We start from the raw sequence: 19,673 nt of genomic DNA, 5'->3' as shown, positions 1-19,673 counted from the left end.
AAACCATTCTAAGCCGGAGTGGTGAAATTAGTAGACGCGCCTTCTTCTGTTTCTATAACGATCGGCAATAATTTTAAATCGCTTAACCATGCTGATCACATTCTCATTAAGAACACGTTGGCTAAACAGTTCACGATTTCTCTTTTTGTCTTCTTTGGTTAGTGGATTCTTCTTTGTTTTTTTAGGTCGCTCAATAGGCGTTTCAGTTGCATCTAACCTCATAGTCAACATCACTTTTTAATAATGCCTTACGTCCAGGCAATGAGAATTGCCCATCTTTAATTTGCTCAAACTTCATCAATATCATTCCAATAAAAATAAAAAGTTTAACCAATTTAGCAGGTTATGCAAGAGGTCTATTCTATAACATACGCTTGGGAGTCTGCAGCAGGGTATGATAATTCTTATCAAATAATCTCATATCAAGATGGTGGGTCTGGAGGAGTTAAACAAGATCTAACTATAAGATTCAAGCTTGAGTTGTTTGTTAAGTAATTTTAGATATTTTTGTGTTGATAATTAATATTTTTGCACCTTATTTGCACCTTGTAAAATAATTATATAATATTCAATCTATACTTAGGTATTGAAAATAAAGGGTTTGAGAAATTATCTTATAGGTATTCATGGCACACCCAGAGGGACTCGAACCCCCGCATCCGCCTCCGGAGGGCGACGCTCTATCCAGTTAAGCTATGGGTGCATAATACATATGATATAAATAAAATAATCTTTTGGCTAGCTAGATTAGTCAATTTGATCATCAAATTAATTCAGATATTAGATTATCATTCTTAAAATGAGTAGCTACTACCTTTAATAGATTTACACTTTGAGTAGATATTTAAACCAAGTAATAGGTTGCTAAAACAGTTTATTCTTGATTTATGTCAACCAAATATTTTAAATAAACTTATAGTTAGCTGAGTAAAAAGCTTCTTTAATTTTTTTGTCGTATGCATAAATAGATACTCGTTATTTATTGCTCTATGATATTAATTTTTGACATATTTTGATTATCAAAAATCCTTACGACTTATTAAAAAAGACAACTAAATAAAAATTCTAAAATTAATACGGCTAGGATATAATAAAGCAATAGTTAAAATTTTAAACATATTATTACCAACATTTATCAATGTTAATTTGGAAGCTCTAACATGCATAAATATTTTTACCAACAGGAAATAAGAAAAATTGATTATAAAGGAAATTTTCTTGATATTTCTCGTTTTTTTACAGAATTTGAACAAAAAGAAATTTTTTCCGAAGGGGTGTGTTTAACTTTGAGTATTTTACTTGGAGAATTAATAAAAAATAAAAATGAAAGTCCACAATCATTATTTTATTTTATTTCTCAAAATACATTAGAAATCAAAAGCAAATTATTTAATTTGGATGAGTTACTAAGTTCTGTACATAAAAAACAAACTTTTTATAATAAGAAGTTTGATATTGACTTTTTTAATCGTGATTTTGCCAAGGATCCAAACATGTTTGATTTATGGGGAGATTTTGCATTGCATCAATTAACAAGTAGCATAAACATTATATCAAAACTACTGTTTAAAAATAATAATTTTAGGATCACTAAAAGTTGGTATATCTTAAACGAAGTTTCGCATAGGAATACAAATAATAATCAAATTAGCCATATGGTTGAAAAAGTAAATGATTATAAAGCGGGTTTGTTTATTGTATCGTTTTCGTTTGGTTTGTTTATTAATAAAAGTTCTGATTCTGCAATAATTTCTACTCTTAGTAAAAATTTTCATAAAAGCATAGAAATATCGTCTAATAAGAACCATTCTTGTTTACTATATATTTCTGGTAGTTCTTTCCTTTTTTTTGATCCTAATATAGGAATTGTTAATCAAGATATAAGAAATATAGAATCTTTTTTTTCATATTTATACGTGTATTATGATCTTGTTAATAAAGATGAAAATGTTTTTTTCTTTCATGAGATTGGAGTAAATAATATCAATTCTAAATTTGCTAAGAGGGTGGGTAAAATTAATAAAAAAAATTTATATGTTTAGTTTTTCAGACGTTTTTGTGATCTAAGGTTATAGAGTATTATGTCTACTGTATAAAAAAATCAAAAAAATTCCCTTGAAAAGTCACTTTTAGTCACGATATTTACTCTTGCAAGTCTATAGAACCTAGTTTGGTCTATAATTGCGCAAAATTCAAAACTTTCCATAAATAACAAAGGAGTAAGATTGTTATGAAAATTAGACCATTACAAGATAGAGTATTAGTTCGTCGCGCAGAAGAAGAAACAAAATCTGCTGGCGGAATTATCTTAACTGGTAGTGCTCAAGAAAAACCAAGTCAAGGTGAGGTAGTAGCAGTTGGTAACGGCAAAAAGTTAGACAATGGTATTACTCAGCCTATGGATGTAAAAGTTGGGGATAAAGTACTATTTAGTAAGTACTCAGGAAGTGAAGTAAAAGTTGGTAATGAAACCCTACTAATGATGACAGAAAATGACATTATGGGTATTATTGAATAATTTTAACGAAATTTTACAAACTAAAAGGAGAGAAACATGGCAGCAAAACAAGTTTTGTTTTCAGATGAAGCACGCGCAAAGATGTTAGAAGGTGTGAACACTCTAGCTAACGCAGTTAAAGTAACTCTAGGTCCAAAGGGGCGCAACGTTGTATTAGACAAAGCGTATGGTGCACCAGCTATAACTAAAGACGGAGTATCAGTAGCTAAAGAAATTGAGTTAGAAGATAAGTTTGAGAACATGGGCGCGCAGATTGTAAAAGAAGTAGCATCAAAAACAGCTGACGTTGCAGGTGACGGTACTACTACAGCTACTGTACTTGCTCAAGCTTTACTTACAGAAGGTTTGAAAGCTGTTGCTGCAGGTATGAACCCTATGGATTTAAAAAGAGGTATCGACAAAGCAGCTGCTAAATTGGTAGAAGAATTAAAAGTACTTTCAAAGCCTTGTTCAGATGCTAAATCTATAGAACAAGTAGGTACTATCTCTGCTAATTCTGATTCTACAGTAGGTAAGATTATCGCTGATGCTATGGCAAAAGTTGGTAAAGAAGGTGTGATAACTGTAGAGGAAGGCAAAGGCTTCGAAGATGAGCTAGATGTAGTAGAAGGTATGCAGTTTGATAGAGGTTATTTATCTCCATATTTTGCTACAAATCAAGAGAACATGACTACAGATTTAGAAAGCCCATATATCTTACTAGTGGATAAGAAAATTTCTAATATCCGTGAGTTACTTCCAGTATTAGAGGGTGTCTCTAAATCTGGTAAGGCATTATTAATCATCGCAGAAGATGTTGAAAGTGAAGCTTTAGCAACCCTAGTGGTTAATAATATGAGAGGCGTTGTTAAAGTATGTGCTGTTAAAGCTCCAGGTTTTGGAGATCGTCGTAAGGCTATGCTAGAAGATATAGCAATTTTAACAGGCGCTACAGTAATTTCCGAAGATCTTGGTATGAAGCTTGAAGAGGCTAATATGGAACATCTGGGTACGGCTGCTAGAGTACAAGTAACAAAAGACGACACTACTATAATAGATGGTGCTGGTGATAAAGATGCGATAGCTAGCAGAATTAAGCAAATTAAAGCTAATATCGAAGAAGTAACTTCTGACTATGACCGTGAAAAATTACAGGAAAGATTAGCTAAGCTTTCTGGTGGCGTAGCTGTAATTAAAGTTGGCGCTATAACAGAAGCTGAAATGAAAGAGAAAAAAGATCGTGTAGATGATGCTTTACATGCTACTCGTGCGGCTGTAGAAGAAGGTATCGTCCCTGGAGGTGGTGTTGCTTTGATTAGAGCTCAAAAAGCTTTAGAAGGTCTAAAAGGTGAGAACGAAGACCAAAACCATGGTATCTTATTACTTAAGAGAGCGATAGAGGCTCCTCTTAGACAAATCGTAGCAAATGCTGGTGGAGAGCCTTCTGTTGTTGTAAATGAAGTAAAAGCTAAACAAGGTAATCATGGCTATAATGCTGCAAATGATACCTATGGTGATATGGTTGAGATGGGTATCCTAGATCCTACTAAAGTTACTCGTTCAGCTTTACAGCATGCAGCATCAATCGCAGGTTTAATGATCACTACAGAAGCTATGGTTGGTGAGATCAAAGAAAATACACCAGCTATGCCTATGGGCGGTGGCATGGGTGGCATGCCAGGCATGATGTAATTTATTCTAATTTTATTTATCGTCTTTTATAATTTCTTCTTATTATTAAGCTTATTTTGACCTATAATAATATCTATTAATTATAAAGTAGGTATTTTTATGGGGTTAGCTCCTTCAGATAGTAATAAAGTTCTCGGTTTCAAAGATGTTACCATTATGGCTGTTACAGCTAATTTTGGCATTAGATGGATACCAGTAGCAGCATGTTTAGGGGCCTCAGCTGTATTCTTTTGGATACTTGGCGCTTTGATTTTCTTCCTACCGTTAGTAGTTATAGCTGTTCAACTCTCTAGAAAATACCCTGATGAAGGTGGTATGTATGCGTGGACCACTCGAGCATTAGGTGAAAAATCTGGTTTTATGGTAGCTTGGTTATATTGGGTAAACACTATATTTTATTATCCAGCTGTATTGATGTTTCTAGCAACTAACTTTGCTTATTTTATAGGACGCCCAGAGTTAGTTGATAATAATTATTATATTGTCATAGTAGTACTAAGTGCTTTTTGGCTAGTTACATTTGTTAGTTTTTATGGTCTAAAAGTCAATAAATATCTAGTTGATGTTGGTGGAATACTTGGCTCGTTTATACCTGCTATAGCTATTATTGTTTTAGGGTTTGCTGCTTATTTTGTAACTGGCAAAAGTGCCACTGATTTTTCCGCCTTTAATTTTATACCACAAGGTAGCACATGGGGTAATCTCTCTACGCTTACTATTATAATGTTTGCTATGGCAGGTATAGAGATTATCCCGACATTTGCTAATTCAGTTAGAAATGTAAAAAGGAATCTTTATTATGGATTATTAGCATCTGCCTTTATACTGTTAGGTCTATATATATTGGGAACTGTAGCCTTAAATTTAGTCTCTTCTCCAGATAGTATTAATGGAACTTCTGGGTTAATGGCTGCTTTTGAAATAATTGGTCATAGATTTGAGTGGGCCTGGTTTCCAAAGTTAATGGCATTTTTACTAACATTTGCTGAACTAGCAGCTGTAAGTATATGGTTATTAGCACCTGTTGTTATGTTTTTTAAGTGTACACCAAGAGGGATTTTGCCCGAGTGGTTACATAAAACAAACAAACATGACTCTCCAAAAAACGCTCTAGTAGCTATGGGTGTTTTGGTTACAGTTATAGTATTGTTGACTAGCTTTTTACCATCAGTAAATGTGATGTATCAAGCATTAATACTAATGGCAACTATACTTTATTTTATACCTTATTTGTATTTGGTGGTTGCTTATATAAAGCTTATGAGTAGCAAGTTTAGATATTTATTAGGTTTTTTAGTATTTATTTCAACTACGTTAGGTATTTTATTTAGTTTTCAACCACCAAGTGATATCCAGACGTTAAGCGAGATACTTATATATGAATTAGAACTTGTAATTGGTCCAACTATATTTATATTAATAGGATGGGCATTATATAAGTTTAGAAAGTAATATTTATAAAATAATTCTTAAACTCTAGCATCAGTTTGGTTATAATCCACTTACATATCCGTAAGTAAATTATTAGAATTTTATAATTAGGTTATGACTAGTAGGTGCTAAAAATGAAAAAAGTAGTCGTAATTGGTGCTGGTTTTGTTGGAATAAATTGTATACAGAAATTGTCTAAATATAATGGTCAGTTTGAAGTTACTTTGTTAGATAAAAGCAACCATCATGTTTTTCAACCGATGTTATATCAGGCAGCTACTGCTTTTATCCCTTTGAATTCCGTGGTGGCACCTATTAGAAAAGTGCTTCATAATAAACCTAACGTTAAATTTAAGATGGGTGAAGTAATAGATATATGTCCCAGTAAACAAATAGTAAAAACTTCAAAAAATTTTTATAAATATGATTATCTAGTCGTAGCTCCAGGAGTTGAGTATGATTATTTGGGTAATGATGGATGGAAAAATTACACTCTTTCTTTAAAGACAGCGTATGATGCAGAGAAGATTAAATCTCATATTATAAAGCAATTTGAGTTAGCAGAAAGCTCCAACTCTAAAATTGATACATTTAAGCACCTGACTTTTATTATAATTGGTGCAGGAGCAACAGGCGTTGAGATTACAGGTGCTTTGTTGGATATACTTTCAACTGACATTTTTGATACTTATAGCAATTTTTCTATAGAAGATATAAATATCAATTTGGTTGATAGTGGGAATAAAATTCTATCAGCTTTTCCTAAGAAATTATCTGATCATGCTTATTCTTCATTAGTAAAGCGTGGTGTAAAAATCCATTTAAACGAAACAGTAATTAATATTTCTGAACACTGTGTGCAAACAGATAAATCTATCTATCAGGGTGCTACTATTATATGGAGTACCGTTCTAAAAGGAAAACCCTTAGGGCTATGGATGGAGAAACAAATGTCAAAAGGTAAAGTAAACGTCTTACCAGATTTGACTCATGGTAAACACGATAATATTTATTTTGGTGGGGATATTTCTAGGTGTAAGGATAACCCTTTACCTGGATTAGCTTCTGTAGCTAAGCAACAAGGTAAATATATTGCTAATCATATTGTAAATAGAAATAAGACAAAAAGATATAAAAACTTTAAATATAAAGACCTAGGTACAATGGCTATAATACAAAAACACTCTGCTATAGCTAGGATATTTGGTTTAAATCTTACAGGTAAATTAGGTTGGTTTATATGGGGTGGGGTGCATATAACCTTTTTGGTTAGTATAAGAAATAAATTTGTTGTTAGCTTTAACTGGTTAAGTTACTATTTATTTAATAGGATAGGTTCTCCAGAAATATTAGAGCCTGATAAGGAAAGAGATCATAAGCTAAATGTTAGTAAACCTAAGACCTAATATTTACTAAGGAAAGTATCCATAAGTTTGCTAGGAAGTATTCTTTTTAAAATAGCCATAATTATAGTAGCTTTTGTTATGTAGTATCTTGGTTTTGGCTTGTTTGAATTTATTATTTTTTCTACTACTTTAGCTACAGAAATAGCAGGTTCATTAAAAGGAACTTTTTTATGTTTACCGGCTAATATTTTTTCATATTGTAGTTTATGAACTGACCTATCGAACTCCACATTTTTGATAGTTTTTAATGAGTTCTCTCTAAATTTACTAGTTACAGGACCAGTGTTTAGAGTACTCATGTATATGTTAGAACCCTTAAGTTCTAGTCTCATAGTGTCTGCTAAGCCTTCAACAGCATATTTACTAGCGGTATAAGCTCCACGATATTTCATTGCTATAAGACCTAAAATTGAGCTATGTTGAATAATTTTGCCATACCCTTGCTTACGCATTATTTTTAAAGCTTTGACTGTTAAGTTATGCAATCCAAAAACATTGGTTTCAAACTGTTCTCTAAGGTGTTTTGTCTCAATATCTTCTAAAGCTCCCGCTTGTCCAAAGCCAGCATTGTTAAATACAACATCAAGTATCCCACCAGTTTTTTGCAAAATATCAATCAAGGCATTATCAATATGCTCATAGTTAGTTACATCAATTAGATATGTTTCAAAACCTTCTGCATTTAGAGCATCGACGTCTCTTTGTTGCCGAGCTGATGCAAAAATTCTATGTCCCAAATCTCTGAGGTATACAGCTGTAGCATAACCAATACCACCGTGGGAACAACCTGTTATTAATATATTGCTTTTTTTCATTAGGATTTTTATGCTAGCTAATAGTTAAAATCTAGTTTAAGGTAAAGGTACTATTGTGTAAATGTTATAGATATTAATATTTCTTTTTAAACTTTCCAATTAATTTTTTAAATACGCCTTTTTCATCGTCATGTTCTTGCTTTATTCTTCTCATTTCTTCAATTTTTGATTGAAGTCGTTGTTCCATATCGTTACGGACTGGGATATCTGTTATTTTAGTAAACTCGGGTTCTGCTTCGTAGCTCCTTATAGTTGTTGAAAATAAATCACCAGATTTTGGAGTAGCATCTTTTATTGAAAATTTATTTTCTACTATAACATAGATGTCATTTTCAGTTTTTTTGATAAAGCCTTGGTCGCGTAAAGCTCTGCGATACTTGTATATAGTGCTTTTAGAAACGCCAAATGAATCAGCAAGTTTAGCGGGGCTTTGATTTTTTTCTATAGCATTAAGAACAGCTTTTTTAATTGTAAATTCTTTTTCAACTGGTATTCTCATAGAATTAATAAACTATGCTTTAATGAGTTAAATTTATTATAGCGTAGTGTTAATGGTTATGCAACTTGGCCAGCAGCCCAGCCAGAAGACCATGCCCACTGAAAGTTATAGCCTCCAAGCCACCCAGTTATATCGACCACCTCACCTATAAAGAATAGATTATTAATTTTTTCAGATTCAAGAGTTTTAGATGAAAGTTCATCACAGTCGACACCACCTAGTGTTACCTCCGCTGTACGATAGCCTTCTGTGGTTTGTGGGTAGATAATCCAGCTATGTAATTTAGAGGCTACTTGATTTATGTCTTCATTGGATAGGTCACATATTCTTTTAGACAAAAGTTCTTCACCAAAAAAAGTAGCTATAAAATTCTTTGGGAATAGTTCAGCTAGGGTATTTTTAAGTATAGTTTTAAGGCTAGAGTGTTTTTTGTCTATCAAGAAACCTTGAATATCAATTTTAGGAGATAGGTTTATATTTATAGCCTCTCCACTATTCCAATATGATGATATCTGTAAAATAGCTGGTCCACTTAAACCTTTATGAGTAAATAAAATATTTTCATCAAAGCTAGCTTTATCATTAGAGACATTACAGAAAATTGATATGCCTTTTAAGTCAGCAAATCGTTGTTGATCTTCTTTGTTAAAAATAAAAGGCACAAGACCAGCTCTTTGGGAATTTACTTTTAGTCCAAATTGTTTTGCTATCCTATAACCAAATCCAGTAGCACCCATAGTTGGTATTGAAAGACCTCCAGTTGCTATAACTAGAGATTCACAGCTATAATCTGTAGTTTCTGTTATCACATCAAAACAGTTTTGCTGTTTATATGTTTTATTAATTTTAGTTTCTAGTTTTATCTTAACATTATATTTATCACATTCAGCTAAAAGCATATTTACTATATCTTTAGCTTTGTTATCACAAAAGAGTTGTCCTAAAGTTTTTTCATGGTAGGGGATATTATAATCACTTACTAAACCAATAAAATCCCACTGCGTATAGCGGCTAAGAGAGGATTTCATAAAATGTTGGTTACCTGATAAGTATCTATCAGGAGCAATATTATAGTTTGTGAAATTACAACGCCCGCCACCAGACATTAAAATTTTTTTACCAATTTTATTGGCATGATCTAGGATTAAAACTTTGCGTTGTCTTTTGCCTGCTTCTATAGCGCACATAAGTCCAGCAGCTCCAGCACCTATTATAATTACATCATAGTGATTGTTGCGTTGTGGTAACATCAGAAAATTAAGAAATATATTCCTAAATAATTTTAGTAAGTATACCAGTTGTTTGGAATTTTTTTAGAAAAAAGGAATGTATAAAAGAGTGAAAATTAATATCTACCTTGCTGGATCATAGCTTCAGCTATTTTTTCAAAGCCTGCTAAATTGGCACCAGCAACTAAATTATAACCAAGATCATACTTTTCACTTGCTATTCTACAAGCTTCGAAAATATTAGCCATGATTTGCTGTAGTTTAGTTTCTACTTCTTCAGCTGTCCAAGAAATTCTAGCAGAGTTTTGGCACATTTCTAGACCAGAAGTAGCAACTCCACCAGCATTAGCAGCTTTACCTGGTGCTAGAACTACACCTTTATTCATTAAATATTCTATAGCTTCATTTGTTGTTGGCATGTTAGAAGCTTCGACTACATATTTAACACCTGATTGGATAAGTTTTTCAGCATCTTCAACATCGATCTCATTTTGAGTTGCACATGGAATAGCTATATCAGCATTGATTCCCCAAGGTTTTTGGCCCGCGTGGAAAGTAGCGCCAAATTTACCAGCATAATCTTGCATAGTAGCCTTACCTTCACGGATTTTTAACAAAAATTCAATCTTTTCATGACCAATGATGCCAGCTGGATCATGTACAAAACCTTTTGAGCCTGAGATTGTAACAGCTTTGGCACCCAGCTGGTCAAGTTTTTTACATACGCCCCAAGATACATTACCATAACCTGATACAACAACAGTTTTACCTTTTAGTGACGCACCATCATGTTTTAGCATTTCTTCTAAGAAGAAAACAGCACCATATCCTGTTGCTTCTGGGCGGATCAAGCTACCACCAGACTCTAGAGATTTACCAGTTAAAACACCGTTTTCAAAAGCTCCACGGATTCTTCTGTATTGGCCATACATATAACCAATTTCTTTTCCACCAACACCAATATCACCAGCTGGAACATCTATGTCTGGGCCAATGTGTCTTTGTAATTCAGTCATAAAGCTTTGACAGAAATTCATTATTTCAGTATCTGTTTTATCCTTAGGGTCAAAGTCAGAACCACCTTTACCACCACCTAGAGGAAGAGTAGTAAGGCTGTTTTTGAAAATTTGTTCGAAACCTAAAAATTTAATAATTCCAGAATAAACACTGGGATGAAATCTGATACCGCCTTTATAAGGTCCAATAGCACCATTAAACTGATATCTATAACCTCTATTTACTTGTACATTACCATTTCTATCTACCCAAGGAACTCTAAAAGTAATTCCTCTTTCTGGCTCTACTATTCTACCTAGAACATTTTCTTCTATATACTTAGGGTTTTTTTCTAAAGCTGGTTTTAAAGTATGAAGAACTTCTTTTACAGCTTGAATAAATTCTTTTTCATGAGAATCTTTCTTTTCAACCTCAGCTATGATCTTTTCGATATATTCTTGTGCTTGCATTTACGCTTCTCCTTGTTTTTTAGTATTTCATAAGATACAGATTTGTAATCTTGTATTTTATTTTAGTTTTTTAATTTAGCCAAACTAGTCTACAACTAACTTGAATTAATTGGTATCATTTTATAATAAATTTTTAAGTATTAGAAATGAAAGATTATAAATTTATCACTTAAAATATCTTTACAAAATGATAGATATTTCATACTCTTATAAGATTTTATACTTTTATTAAATTTAGACATATTTTTAGTTGCTCAGGCTGTTGTTTTATTACTTAAGACTAGCAGTTAAAGAGTATTTTTTAGAAGGTTATTATGCAACAGTCAAGAAAATTATCAACCTTATCACTTACTGCGTTGAATATCTCAGCAATAATAAATTTAAGCTCTATTGCTTATATGGCAACTATTGGGCTTCAAAGTGTTTTCTTTTATCTGATAGCTGCTATTACATTTTTGTTACCAACAGCGCTTATATGTGCTGAGCTTAGTAGCATGATTACACATAATAATGGGGGTGTTTTTAGCTGGGTTAAAGCAGGTCTTGGTGAAAAGGCAGGTGTATTGGCTATGTGGTTAGAATGGTTTAATAATGTAGTTGGCTTTCCTAGTTCAGTTACCGCATTGATAGCTACTTTTTCTTATATAGGTTTCCGTGGGTTTGCTGAGAATACACAGACTAGCTTTTTATTTTGGTTAATTATGGTAGCAGCATTTATGGCTATTAGTTTGTTTAATTGTTTACCATTTAAAAGAGTTATTATTCTTAATATAATCGGTGCTATTTTTGGTATGATTGTGCCTGGAGTTTTGTTAATATCTGGAGCAATATATTTTTTAGCAACAGGGCAAAGCAATTTAGATTATCAAGGTTTTAACGATATATTACCTATTTTTTCTTTAAGTACTTATGCATTACTAGTTAAGACGTTCTCTTCCTACTCGGGTATACAGTCAGTTGCTTTTCATATGACTAATATTGATAAACCTGAAAGAAATATCCCAAAATCAATTTTAATGGCAACTATGGTTATAGTCTGTTTGACTATTTTAGCTACAGTTTCTTTAACGATTATTATCCCTATAAAAGATGTGAATGTGTTAAATGGTTTAATACAGGGAATATCCCAAATATTAAATATTATAGGTTTAGCAAATGTCAAGCCTATAATAGTAATATTGATAACTATAGGAATGTTAGCGGCTCTTAGTACTTGGATTTTAGGACCAGCTAGGGGTATGCAAACAGCAGCGGAACAAGAATTTTTCCCAAAAATTATGTCAGGAAAGAACAGATTTGGTATGCCTGTTAATATGCTGATGATACAAGCAATTATTGTTATGATCTTATCTTTAACTTTTCTAATTATGCCTTCGGTATATGCTGCATTTGCTTTGCTTGTGGCTATTACATCACAGTTTACTGTAGTTATGTGGATTATGGTATTTATCTCTGCTATCAGGCTTAGGTTTATTAGACCAGATACTTACAGAGTATTTTATGTTGGCAAGCGAAATACAAATTGGCTACTTATAGTAGTGTCAGTAGTTGCGATAGTGATGTGTATACTAGGGTTTATATTAGGGTTATTTCCACCAGCTTTTTCTCGTGTGAGTAATGTTTTTCAATACACTGTGATATTAGTGATAGCGGATATGATAATTATAGCTATACCTTTAGTTTGGATATGGTTGTATAGGAAACGTATTATCTAAAGATTTTAAGGCGCGTTATCTTCACAATTAAGTAAAAAAATCTTTTTATTTATTCCTCCAGTATATCCACCTAATTTCCCATTAGCATTTATAACTCTATGACAAGGGACTATTATAGATATAGGATTTTTTCCATTAGCATTTGCTACAGCACGATATGCTTTAGCTTTACCAATATTTTGAGCTTGTTCCAGATAACTGATAGTTTTACCATACGGGATTTTTAGTAATTCTTGCCAGGCTTGTTTTTGAAAGTCAGTACCTACTAGTTTTAATGGTATATTGAAACTTTTTAGTTGGCTTTTAAAATATGCTTCTAGTTCTTTTTTTAGGTTGTCTAAAATAGTATTTGTTTGAAACAATATTTTCTCATGATAATATTTTGGTATATCTTCAAAAGAGTCTTGTTTCAAGTCATTTATAAATGATAGCCAATAGAGGTAGTTATCATCTGCTATAGCAAGCATTGAGCCAAGAGGTGTACTTATTTTTTGTACATAAAATTTATCTGGTTTACTATAGCTAGGTATAAAAGTCACAGAGGTTTTAGTTTGATGGTAGTAGTGTTATTAAGAGATATATTAAATGAAGAATCGTTATATGTAAAATAACTATAATTTTTTACACTTTTTCAACTGCTGCGATAGTGCTGGTGTTTATTCCGGGATTACCTTCAGAATCGTAGATTTGTTTTACTATTTTAACACTAGTGGCTTCTTCAGTATAGTAAGTTCCATGACCTTTTAGTAACACTAATTTGTTCCAATTGTCAAAGTTAATATCATCCGGTAAAGATGAGGGATCAGTCATACCAGTTAGGTTAAGATTTATAGCGGATAATAAATCATATATTGAAAACTTCGCAACATAACTTTCATATTTTGGTTGATCGTAATATTTGTTTTTATCCTTTGAATCAACAGCATTAAATAGAACGGATACATCTCCACGTAGGGGAGTGATGAAACTATAGTTTCCTCTTACTTTAGATATGTTTAAATATACTTTTGCTTCTACTTTTGAGTGAGGGGGTATCTCAATTATACTTTGTCTGCTAGTACGTTTTTCGTTTATTGCATATTTTTTGTCTATTTCTTCTGCTTTAACTTCTTTGTTAAGATCACTAATATTAAAGTCAAGGTTTTCAATTGTTCCTGGTTTATGAAGAATAATTTTATGAGAAATCCCCGCCCAATTTTTATCAACTTTTGCAGATCCTGGTGCACTAATTGTCATTTCTCTGATTTTATTATTGAAATCAGTTGCCATGATTTTTTTAGTTTCATCATTGTCATTATCAAAGGTGTAGGCACCAATATAGATTTGTTTAGTATTTTCCTCATATACTTCAGGCTCCTCAATTGAGGATGTATACGTATCATCATAAGAGTAGTTTTGGTCATAGATATATGGATTTTCTAATTTTACAGAATTTGGCCAGTTTGAGAATGGTTGATAGAAACTTTTATATATATCAAGGTTAAAATTTTGAGAAACATATTTATTTATTTCTTCACGGTCAATTTTGGTTTTTGTAGTATCGTTTTGGTCTGCAAAAACTGTACTACTAACACAGATTGCAGTTACTAATATAGCATATTTTATAATTTTCATATGGTTACCTACCTTTATTAATAAATTAAGCTTTAGCTCTATGTACACCAGTTATGGCAAAGTATTCATCATCTAGTTGCTGCTCTAGGTCTGGATTTTTTTGTAACTCGATTTGAAAGTTAGCTTTACCATCTTCTGCATCTATTGATGTATCTGATTGGTCTAAATATGTAACTTTATTGCTAGAATCTGTATTGTTAGTAACATTTTCTGTAGAATTAGTTAAGTTACTTACCGAGTTGTTTAAGTCACCTGTAGGGTTATCAGGGGTGATTACCAAAGGTGGAGAAGAAGAAAGAAGGTTTGTATCTCCTCCCCTAGATTCAGGTTGTGGGTACCCATCTTCTACTAATGTAAAAGAACATTCAGAAGTACTATTTGGTATTACATAAAGCTTATCTCCAGTATACTTATAAATTGTTGGACTATCTTTTTCATCAAGGTTACAATAACCGCCAACAAGTTTTTGGTGTAGTCTATATACCTTTCCGTCACTTTTTTTTAATACATAAAAGGATATGTAGTCTTTATAACCGCTTCTTTGTAAATATTGATATGGAGGCGATTTTTGACCAGCTAAATAATAATTATAATTATTCAACATGGTTGTATTTATACGTGAAAAATTATAGACGCGGACAGCTCTAATTATTTTTCCGATATTAGCCCTCTCGATAGAGTCTTCATGCTTATTTGAAGCATCAATACCACCACTTATGACTGATAAACCAAAATCTATAGATTCTTTAGTATCATTCACAAAATATAAGTCAATTATCGAATCTTCACTATAAGCTGCATTTAAAGAGCAGATGCAAGCAAGTGATAATATAAATTTACGCATCTTTTTTATAAATTTGTTTAATATTAATTAATTTTGCAAAATAAAATTAAAAAAGTAAATACTTTATATTAATTAAATTAAATTTTTGTGATATTTTAGATTTTTGCTGAGAATGGAAAATAACGCCAAAACAACTCTTTTTTGACCAAAAATAAAGTTTGTTTATAGCTTAATCAAGACAAGAAGGAAAAAGTTTTGTCTCTCAGGTAATACCCGCTTGTTTTTGATAAAAATGACCTTACTTATAGGTGGTAAGGTTAAACATATGTAATGCTAGATTGTATATAGACACCTATATTTAGTTTGAAAGTATGTTGTTATAGCCGCGGGGCTGGGGTATTGTTGAATTACAGGTAAAGTGCACATATAAATAATTATAGAACGGTACTTTTGTACATTACTTTGTTAAAATAATTATAATTAGTACATGCAATAAATGACAGTTGGGAGTTTAAACTAAATGGCGGATTATTATTCATTGTTAGGAGTAAGTAGAGATTGTTCTGATGCTGATTTAAAAAAAGCATATAGGAGGTTAGCAAAAAAATATCATCCAGATGTAAACAAAGAAGCTGGAGCTGAAGAAAAATTCAAAGAAATTCAAAAGGCGTATGAAGTTCTTAAAGATAAAGAAAAGAGAACCCTGTATGATAATTATGGTGAGAATTGGGACAAAATACAACAAAGTGGTTTTGGAGGTCAAGGCGGCTTTAGTGGGTTTTCTGGAGCAAGTTCAAGTTCACAAAGTTTTAACTTTGAGGATCTAGGTGATATCTTTGGGGATTTATTTGGTAGTGCTAGTAGTGGGGCAAGAGGGTTTGGTGGAGGACAGTCAAAAGCAGTAAAAGGCGAGGATATGACAGTATCTTTACGTTTGAATGTCGAGGAAGCTATCAAAGGTGGTAGGCGAACAGTTTCTTATAGTTATCAAGAAGTGGGCGCGAATGGTATGCCAACCATGCAACATAAAACTGTAGAGGTAAACGTTCCTGAAGCCATTGGAAATGGTAAGAAACTTAGACTAAAAGGTAAGGGTGCAAATGGAAAAGGTGTAAATGCTCCTAGTGGTGACTTATATATAAAAATAGAGGTTATTGCGCATAAAAACTATGAAATTGATGACAATGATGTCTATGAGCATGTGAGTGTAGCACCGTGGGAAGCAGCTCTTGGAACAACTTTAGAGATAGATACCCCCTTTGGTAAAAAAAAGATGAAAGTACCAGAAGGTACACAATCTGGGCGTAAAATGCGTATAAAAGGCAAAGGTCTTGCTGGCGGAGATTTTTATATAGTATATGATGTTAAATTACCTTTAGCAGATACGGAAGACAAAAAAGAGTTTTATCGTCAAATGAAAGAGAAAATGGATTTTGATCCTAGAAGTTAGCGTTTTGTTAACAGTGATGTTTTACTATTTAATTATTGAAACTATCTCTATAAACCACATAATTGAGATGATAGTAGAGAAATCAGCACTATGTGTAATTAATTCGTTAAAGATCTATTTTTAACATCTCTTGACTTGATTCGAATCTCTCTAAGGAGGCTCGTGTTCTTAGACATACATAACCTCCCATAGAAATCCAGATGCTGTTTATATTTAATAAGAGCAGTCAATTTAACATATTATTTTCAATGTTTATTTTTTGTATCATTCTTGAGCAATCATGAGTGATTTGTTATCAAATAATAATTGGAGGTAAAATTAATGATTACAATGGATGATGTTAAAATACATGCTATTCCTTTATTTGGTTTTGAAGAGTTTCCATTCTCTAAATCAATAACTAGTCGGCTTCAAGACATCTTAGAATCAGGTTATAATATGTCGGTTGAATCGCTGAAAATCGTACTTAAAAGTTTACAATCTAGGTTGGAGTTAATATCTCTAGAATCAAATGTACAATTTGGAACAGTAGAAATAGTAGGTCTTAGTACAGTACAATCATGCAATATCCCTAAAAGTATCGATACTATCTGTTCACTTTTTTTAAAAGAGAAATTAAAGTGTTCCGGATTTAAGCATTACATAGATTTAGAATACTTAAAACATATACATTACAGGCGTATGCTTAACTCTTACCTTAAATATGTAATAGAATTAATTAGCTTGATTCAAACATCTTTAGATTTATGTCAAACGATGAATTATGAGCAATGTGGAGAATATCATAAAAGAATTAAGGAAGTAAATTTTAAGCAAAAAATAGTTTTAATGGTAGAAATTGTGTTAGTTAGGTTAATGATGCCGGAATTTGACCTTGAAAAATTACTATCTGTCAATGTTCGTAAAAATGTCAAGCTTATCGAGACTATCTACTCACTTTGTCCGCTTGAAAAAGGACATTATTGGTTTAGTTATGAAGAATTTAATAAATTCAAAGAAGTAAAGAGTCAAAAATTTTCTTACGCTAATTACACAAATATGCTTGAGTTGTACTTCAATCGTATAGTAAATTTAGTTCTATCAGGATTTAGAAGTCTTAGTCCATCAAAAACCAATATGCTCGCGCAAAAGCTGGCGTATAGCTTAGGTATACTACCTAAATTTGACCATACCTGGCAACAATCTGTAACAATGTATAAAGGTATGCAGCGTTACACCAAATATAATCGTGAAGCCATAGTGATGCATATCGATACAAGTGGTGATAGATATGCAGTGAATACGTGTATGATCCTAGATCCTAATGTGGACCTGATCATGATCACTAATTACAATTCATACAGAAAACTTTTGGGTTATATCTCTTTTTGGATGGGCTTTGCAAAAACAGCGTTCCATAAACTAAATGAAAATGGATCAGTGTCACGTTTCACGATTTTCATTGGGGGATCTAGTCAATTTCTTGATGAAGAATATCCTGACAAGAGTAGAAACATCAATGAATTAAAAACCAAGAAAACAGAGTTTGAAAAATCAAAAAAAATACAGAAAGAAAAATTAGGTGTGTCGATAGAAAAACTTAAAAAAGAATTTTATGATAATAGAATGAATAAAAAAACCCTTGAAGCTGTTGCTAGTGAAGAAGAAAAGTTAGATTCTCTCGAAAGGAGCATCGAAGAGGTGAGTGTAAACCTACATAAGAGTGAACAAGAATCTAAAGAAGAGGTGGCAACTCGTATTAAATCGCTTAGATTAGACTGGGATAACAATCACTTTGGTAATTATACTACTGTTATTGTCTCAGATGATGGCAAAAATGAAAAACATACATATTACTATCAACAATTATCAAATCATCAATTTCAGAACAAATTTCATAAAGATATACTCAAAAATCAATTATCAGATAAAACAAGCACAGACCTTGCATTAGAGCAAATAGCGGAATACGCTAGTGTGCACAATAGACGTATTACCAGAACTGTGGGAGAAGCGCATGAGATGATTAAAAAGAGTATCGACAAAAATGGTGCAAAGTATATGAAAGATACAATGACGGATAAGCTGAAAGAAAGCTTAACTGATACCGCAAAGAATGATATTTCAAAATATATCGACACATTATTACAACAAAATCAACTAAGTCAAAACAAAGGGACTTTGGTGGTAATCAGTCGAGGCATGAACCGGGAAGAATTAGAACAATTCCGAAAGACCAAATACGGTGGTAACAATCAAATCACAAAAGAAGCAAACTTGTTTGATCTGTGTGACAAAAATGCGCAAGGACGTGATAACAATACCGGTAAAAAGAATTTACACCATATGATGTGTAAAGAATTAAAAGATTTTTATGAAGGCTTATCAAACAATTATAATATCGTCTTCATGGGAGATCCAATCTACGAACATATGGGGTTTCCAGATGATAAAAAATATGAATTCTCAAATAAAGTAATTGATGCTACACAAATATGGAACAAAGAACCTTTTAAAAATGACAAGGATGGTTCAACCATGTGCAAACAAGCATATTTTATCCTAGAACTGCAAAATAAAACAAAGGGCGTAGTACAAACTGGTGTTAGAACTGGTATGATGGAATATATGGCCTATTTTTGTGTTCCAACAGTAGGAATAGAATTTCAAAGAGACTATGAGGAAAACCGAGGAACCACCGGCATTGACAGACTGCTAAACATTGCATCATGGATAGATGAAAGAGAGCCTAAAGGGGTAAAGAATGCCTTACAAACACACGTACAAACAAAAAAAGAGAAATTTGTTCCATGGATACTATTGGGGTCATCAATACCATATGGAGCTTCTACTAAGCAGCACCCATTAACCAGCAACAATAAATATAATGAATCTTGGGAAGTATTCCAAAATAATGCTCAAAAGTTATATGAATATATTTTCAATACGTATCAGGAATACTTATAGATAGTTAATCATAAAGTGTGTTAAGCACACTAGTTAGCTATAAAGGTAAAAAAGCTCAAAAATTGCTTTTCTTCGAATATTCATTCCTCGTAAATATGAATTTAGTGTAATATTTATTTTGCTGATGTT

16 protein-coding genes, 1 tRNA gene and 1 pseudogene are annotated in these 19,673 nt (G+C 32.3%); 9 read left to right on the top strand and 9 right to left on the bottom strand.

The window, feature by feature from the left end; all coding sequences use genetic code 11:
• Window positions 1-27 precede the first annotated feature (27 nt).
• Window positions 28-183: pseudogene (locus SD28_RS08300) on the bottom strand (transposase family protein); the annotation flags it as partial.
• Between the two features lie 162 nt (window positions 184-345).
• Between SD28_RS08300 and SD28_RS08125 the strand changes: the two are divergent.
• Complete coding sequence (locus SD28_RS08125) at window positions 346-495, top strand: hypothetical protein (protein ID WP_157698647.1); 150 nt, start codon at window positions 346-348, stop codon at window positions 493-495.
• A 132-nt stretch (window positions 496-627) separates the two neighbouring features.
• Here SD28_RS08125 and SD28_RS07450 read toward each other — a convergent pair.
• Window positions 628-703, bottom strand: a tRNA-Arg gene (locus tag SD28_RS07450).
• A gap of 457 nt (window positions 704-1,160) precedes the next feature.
• On the opposite strand from SD28_RS07450, the gene SD28_RS07445 reads away from it, so the two are divergent.
• From SD28_RS07445 to SD28_RS07425, 5 genes are all read left to right on the top strand, one after another.
• Entirely contained in the window at window positions 1,161-2,042 is an 882-nt protein-coding gene (locus SD28_RS07445; protein WP_039125560.1) for a hypothetical protein, read from the top strand.
• Window positions 2,043-2,230: 188 nt separating this feature from the next.
• Window positions 2,231-2,518 carry a co-chaperone GroES gene (locus SD28_RS07440; RefSeq protein WP_039125558.1) on the top strand — a complete coding sequence of 96 codons (288 nt, stop codon included), beginning with the start codon at window positions 2,231-2,233 and terminating at the stop codon, window positions 2,516-2,518.
• Window positions 2,519-2,554: 36 nt separating this feature from the next.
• A complete protein-coding gene (groL, locus tag SD28_RS07435) occupies window positions 2,555-4,189 on the top strand; it encodes a chaperonin GroEL (RefSeq protein ID WP_039125556.1) in 1,635 nt (544 codons plus the stop codon).
• 99 nt (window positions 4,190-4,288) lie between these two features.
• Window positions 4,289-5,641: an APC family permease gene (locus tag SD28_RS07430; protein ID WP_039125553.1), complete on the top strand. Its 1,353-nt coding sequence runs from the start codon at window positions 4,289-4,291 to the stop codon at window positions 5,639-5,641.
• 113 nt (window positions 5,642-5,754) lie between these two features.
• Window positions 5,755-7,026 carry an NAD(P)/FAD-dependent oxidoreductase gene (locus SD28_RS07425; RefSeq protein ID WP_039125551.1) on the top strand — a complete coding sequence of 424 codons (1,272 nt, stop codon included), beginning with the start codon at window positions 5,755-5,757 and terminating at the stop codon, window positions 7,024-7,026.
• Here the strand turns inward: SD28_RS07425 and SD28_RS07420 are convergent.
• The 4 genes from SD28_RS07420 to gdhA form a co-directional block, all read right to left on the bottom strand.
• The gene (locus SD28_RS07420) at window positions 7,023-7,841 is read right to left on the bottom strand and encodes an SDR family NAD(P)-dependent oxidoreductase (RefSeq protein WP_039125550.1); all 819 of its coding nucleotides are present in this window, start codon (window positions 7,839-7,841) and stop codon (window positions 7,023-7,025) included. The two genes, SD28_RS07425 and SD28_RS07420, sit on opposite strands and share 4 nt — an antisense overlap.
• A gap of 73 nt (window positions 7,842-7,914) precedes the next feature.
• A complete protein-coding gene (locus SD28_RS07415; RefSeq protein WP_039125548.1) occupies window positions 7,915-8,340 on the bottom strand; it encodes an FTL_1293 family small RNA FtrC-regulated protein in 426 nt (141 codons plus the stop codon).
• Window positions 8,341-8,396: 56 nt separating this feature from the next.
• Window positions 8,397-9,590, bottom strand: coding sequence for a BaiN/RdsA family NAD(P)/FAD-dependent oxidoreductase (locus SD28_RS07410; RefSeq protein ID WP_039125543.1), 1,194 nt, complete (start codon window positions 9,588-9,590; stop codon window positions 8,397-8,399).
• A gap of 95 nt (window positions 9,591-9,685) precedes the next feature.
• Window positions 9,686-11,035, bottom strand: coding sequence for an NADP-specific glutamate dehydrogenase (gene gdhA / locus SD28_RS07405; RefSeq protein ID WP_039125541.1), 1,350 nt, complete (start codon window positions 11,033-11,035; stop codon window positions 9,686-9,688).
• Window positions 11,036-11,349: 314 nt separating this feature from the next.
• Between gdhA and SD28_RS07400 the strand changes: the two genes are divergently transcribed.
• A complete protein-coding gene (locus SD28_RS07400; RefSeq protein WP_039125539.1) occupies window positions 11,350-12,750 on the top strand; it encodes an APC family permease in 1,401 nt (466 codons plus the stop codon).
• 5 nt (window positions 12,751-12,755) lie between these two features.
• Here SD28_RS07400 and SD28_RS07395 read toward each other — a convergent pair whose 3' ends face one another.
• The 3 genes from SD28_RS07395 to SD28_RS07385 all read right to left on the bottom strand — a co-directional run bounded on the left by SD28_RS07395 (window position 12,756) and on the right by SD28_RS07385 (window position 15,208).
• A complete protein-coding gene (locus SD28_RS07395) occupies window positions 12,756-13,289 on the bottom strand; it encodes a methylated-DNA--[protein]-cysteine S-methyltransferase (RefSeq protein WP_280506976.1) in 534 nt (177 codons plus the stop codon).
• Between the two features lie 82 nt (window positions 13,290-13,371).
• Window positions 13,372-14,364 carry an ETX/MTX2 family pore-forming toxin gene (locus tag SD28_RS07390; protein WP_157698646.1) on the bottom strand — a complete coding sequence of 331 codons (993 nt, stop codon included), beginning with the start codon at window positions 14,362-14,364 and terminating at the stop codon, window positions 13,372-13,374.
• Between the two features lie 25 nt (window positions 14,365-14,389).
• Window positions 14,390-15,208, bottom strand: a complete 819-nt coding sequence (locus tag SD28_RS07385; protein ID WP_039125536.1) for a hypothetical protein — start codon at window positions 15,206-15,208, stop codon at window positions 14,390-14,392.
• Window positions 15,209-15,668: 460 nt separating this feature from the next.
• Between SD28_RS07385 and SD28_RS07380 the strand changes: the two genes are divergently transcribed.
• Complete coding sequence (locus SD28_RS07380; RefSeq protein ID WP_039125535.1) at window positions 15,669-16,598, top strand: DnaJ C-terminal domain-containing protein; 930 nt, start codon at window positions 15,669-15,671, stop codon at window positions 16,596-16,598.
• 321 nt (window positions 16,599-16,919) lie between these two features.
• Window positions 16,920-19,544, top strand: a complete 2,625-nt coding sequence (locus SD28_RS07375) for a synaptonemal complex protein 1 (RefSeq protein WP_039125532.1) — start codon at window positions 16,920-16,922, stop codon at window positions 19,542-19,544.
• The last annotated feature ends 129 nt before the right edge of the window (window positions 19,545-19,673 follow it).

This window comes from Allofrancisella guangzhouensis (assembly GCF_000815225.1).
GTDB lineage: Bacteria > Pseudomonadota > Gammaproteobacteria > Francisellales > Francisellaceae > Francisella > Francisella guangzhouensis.
This window is presented reverse-complemented; position numbering and strand designations above follow the sequence as displayed.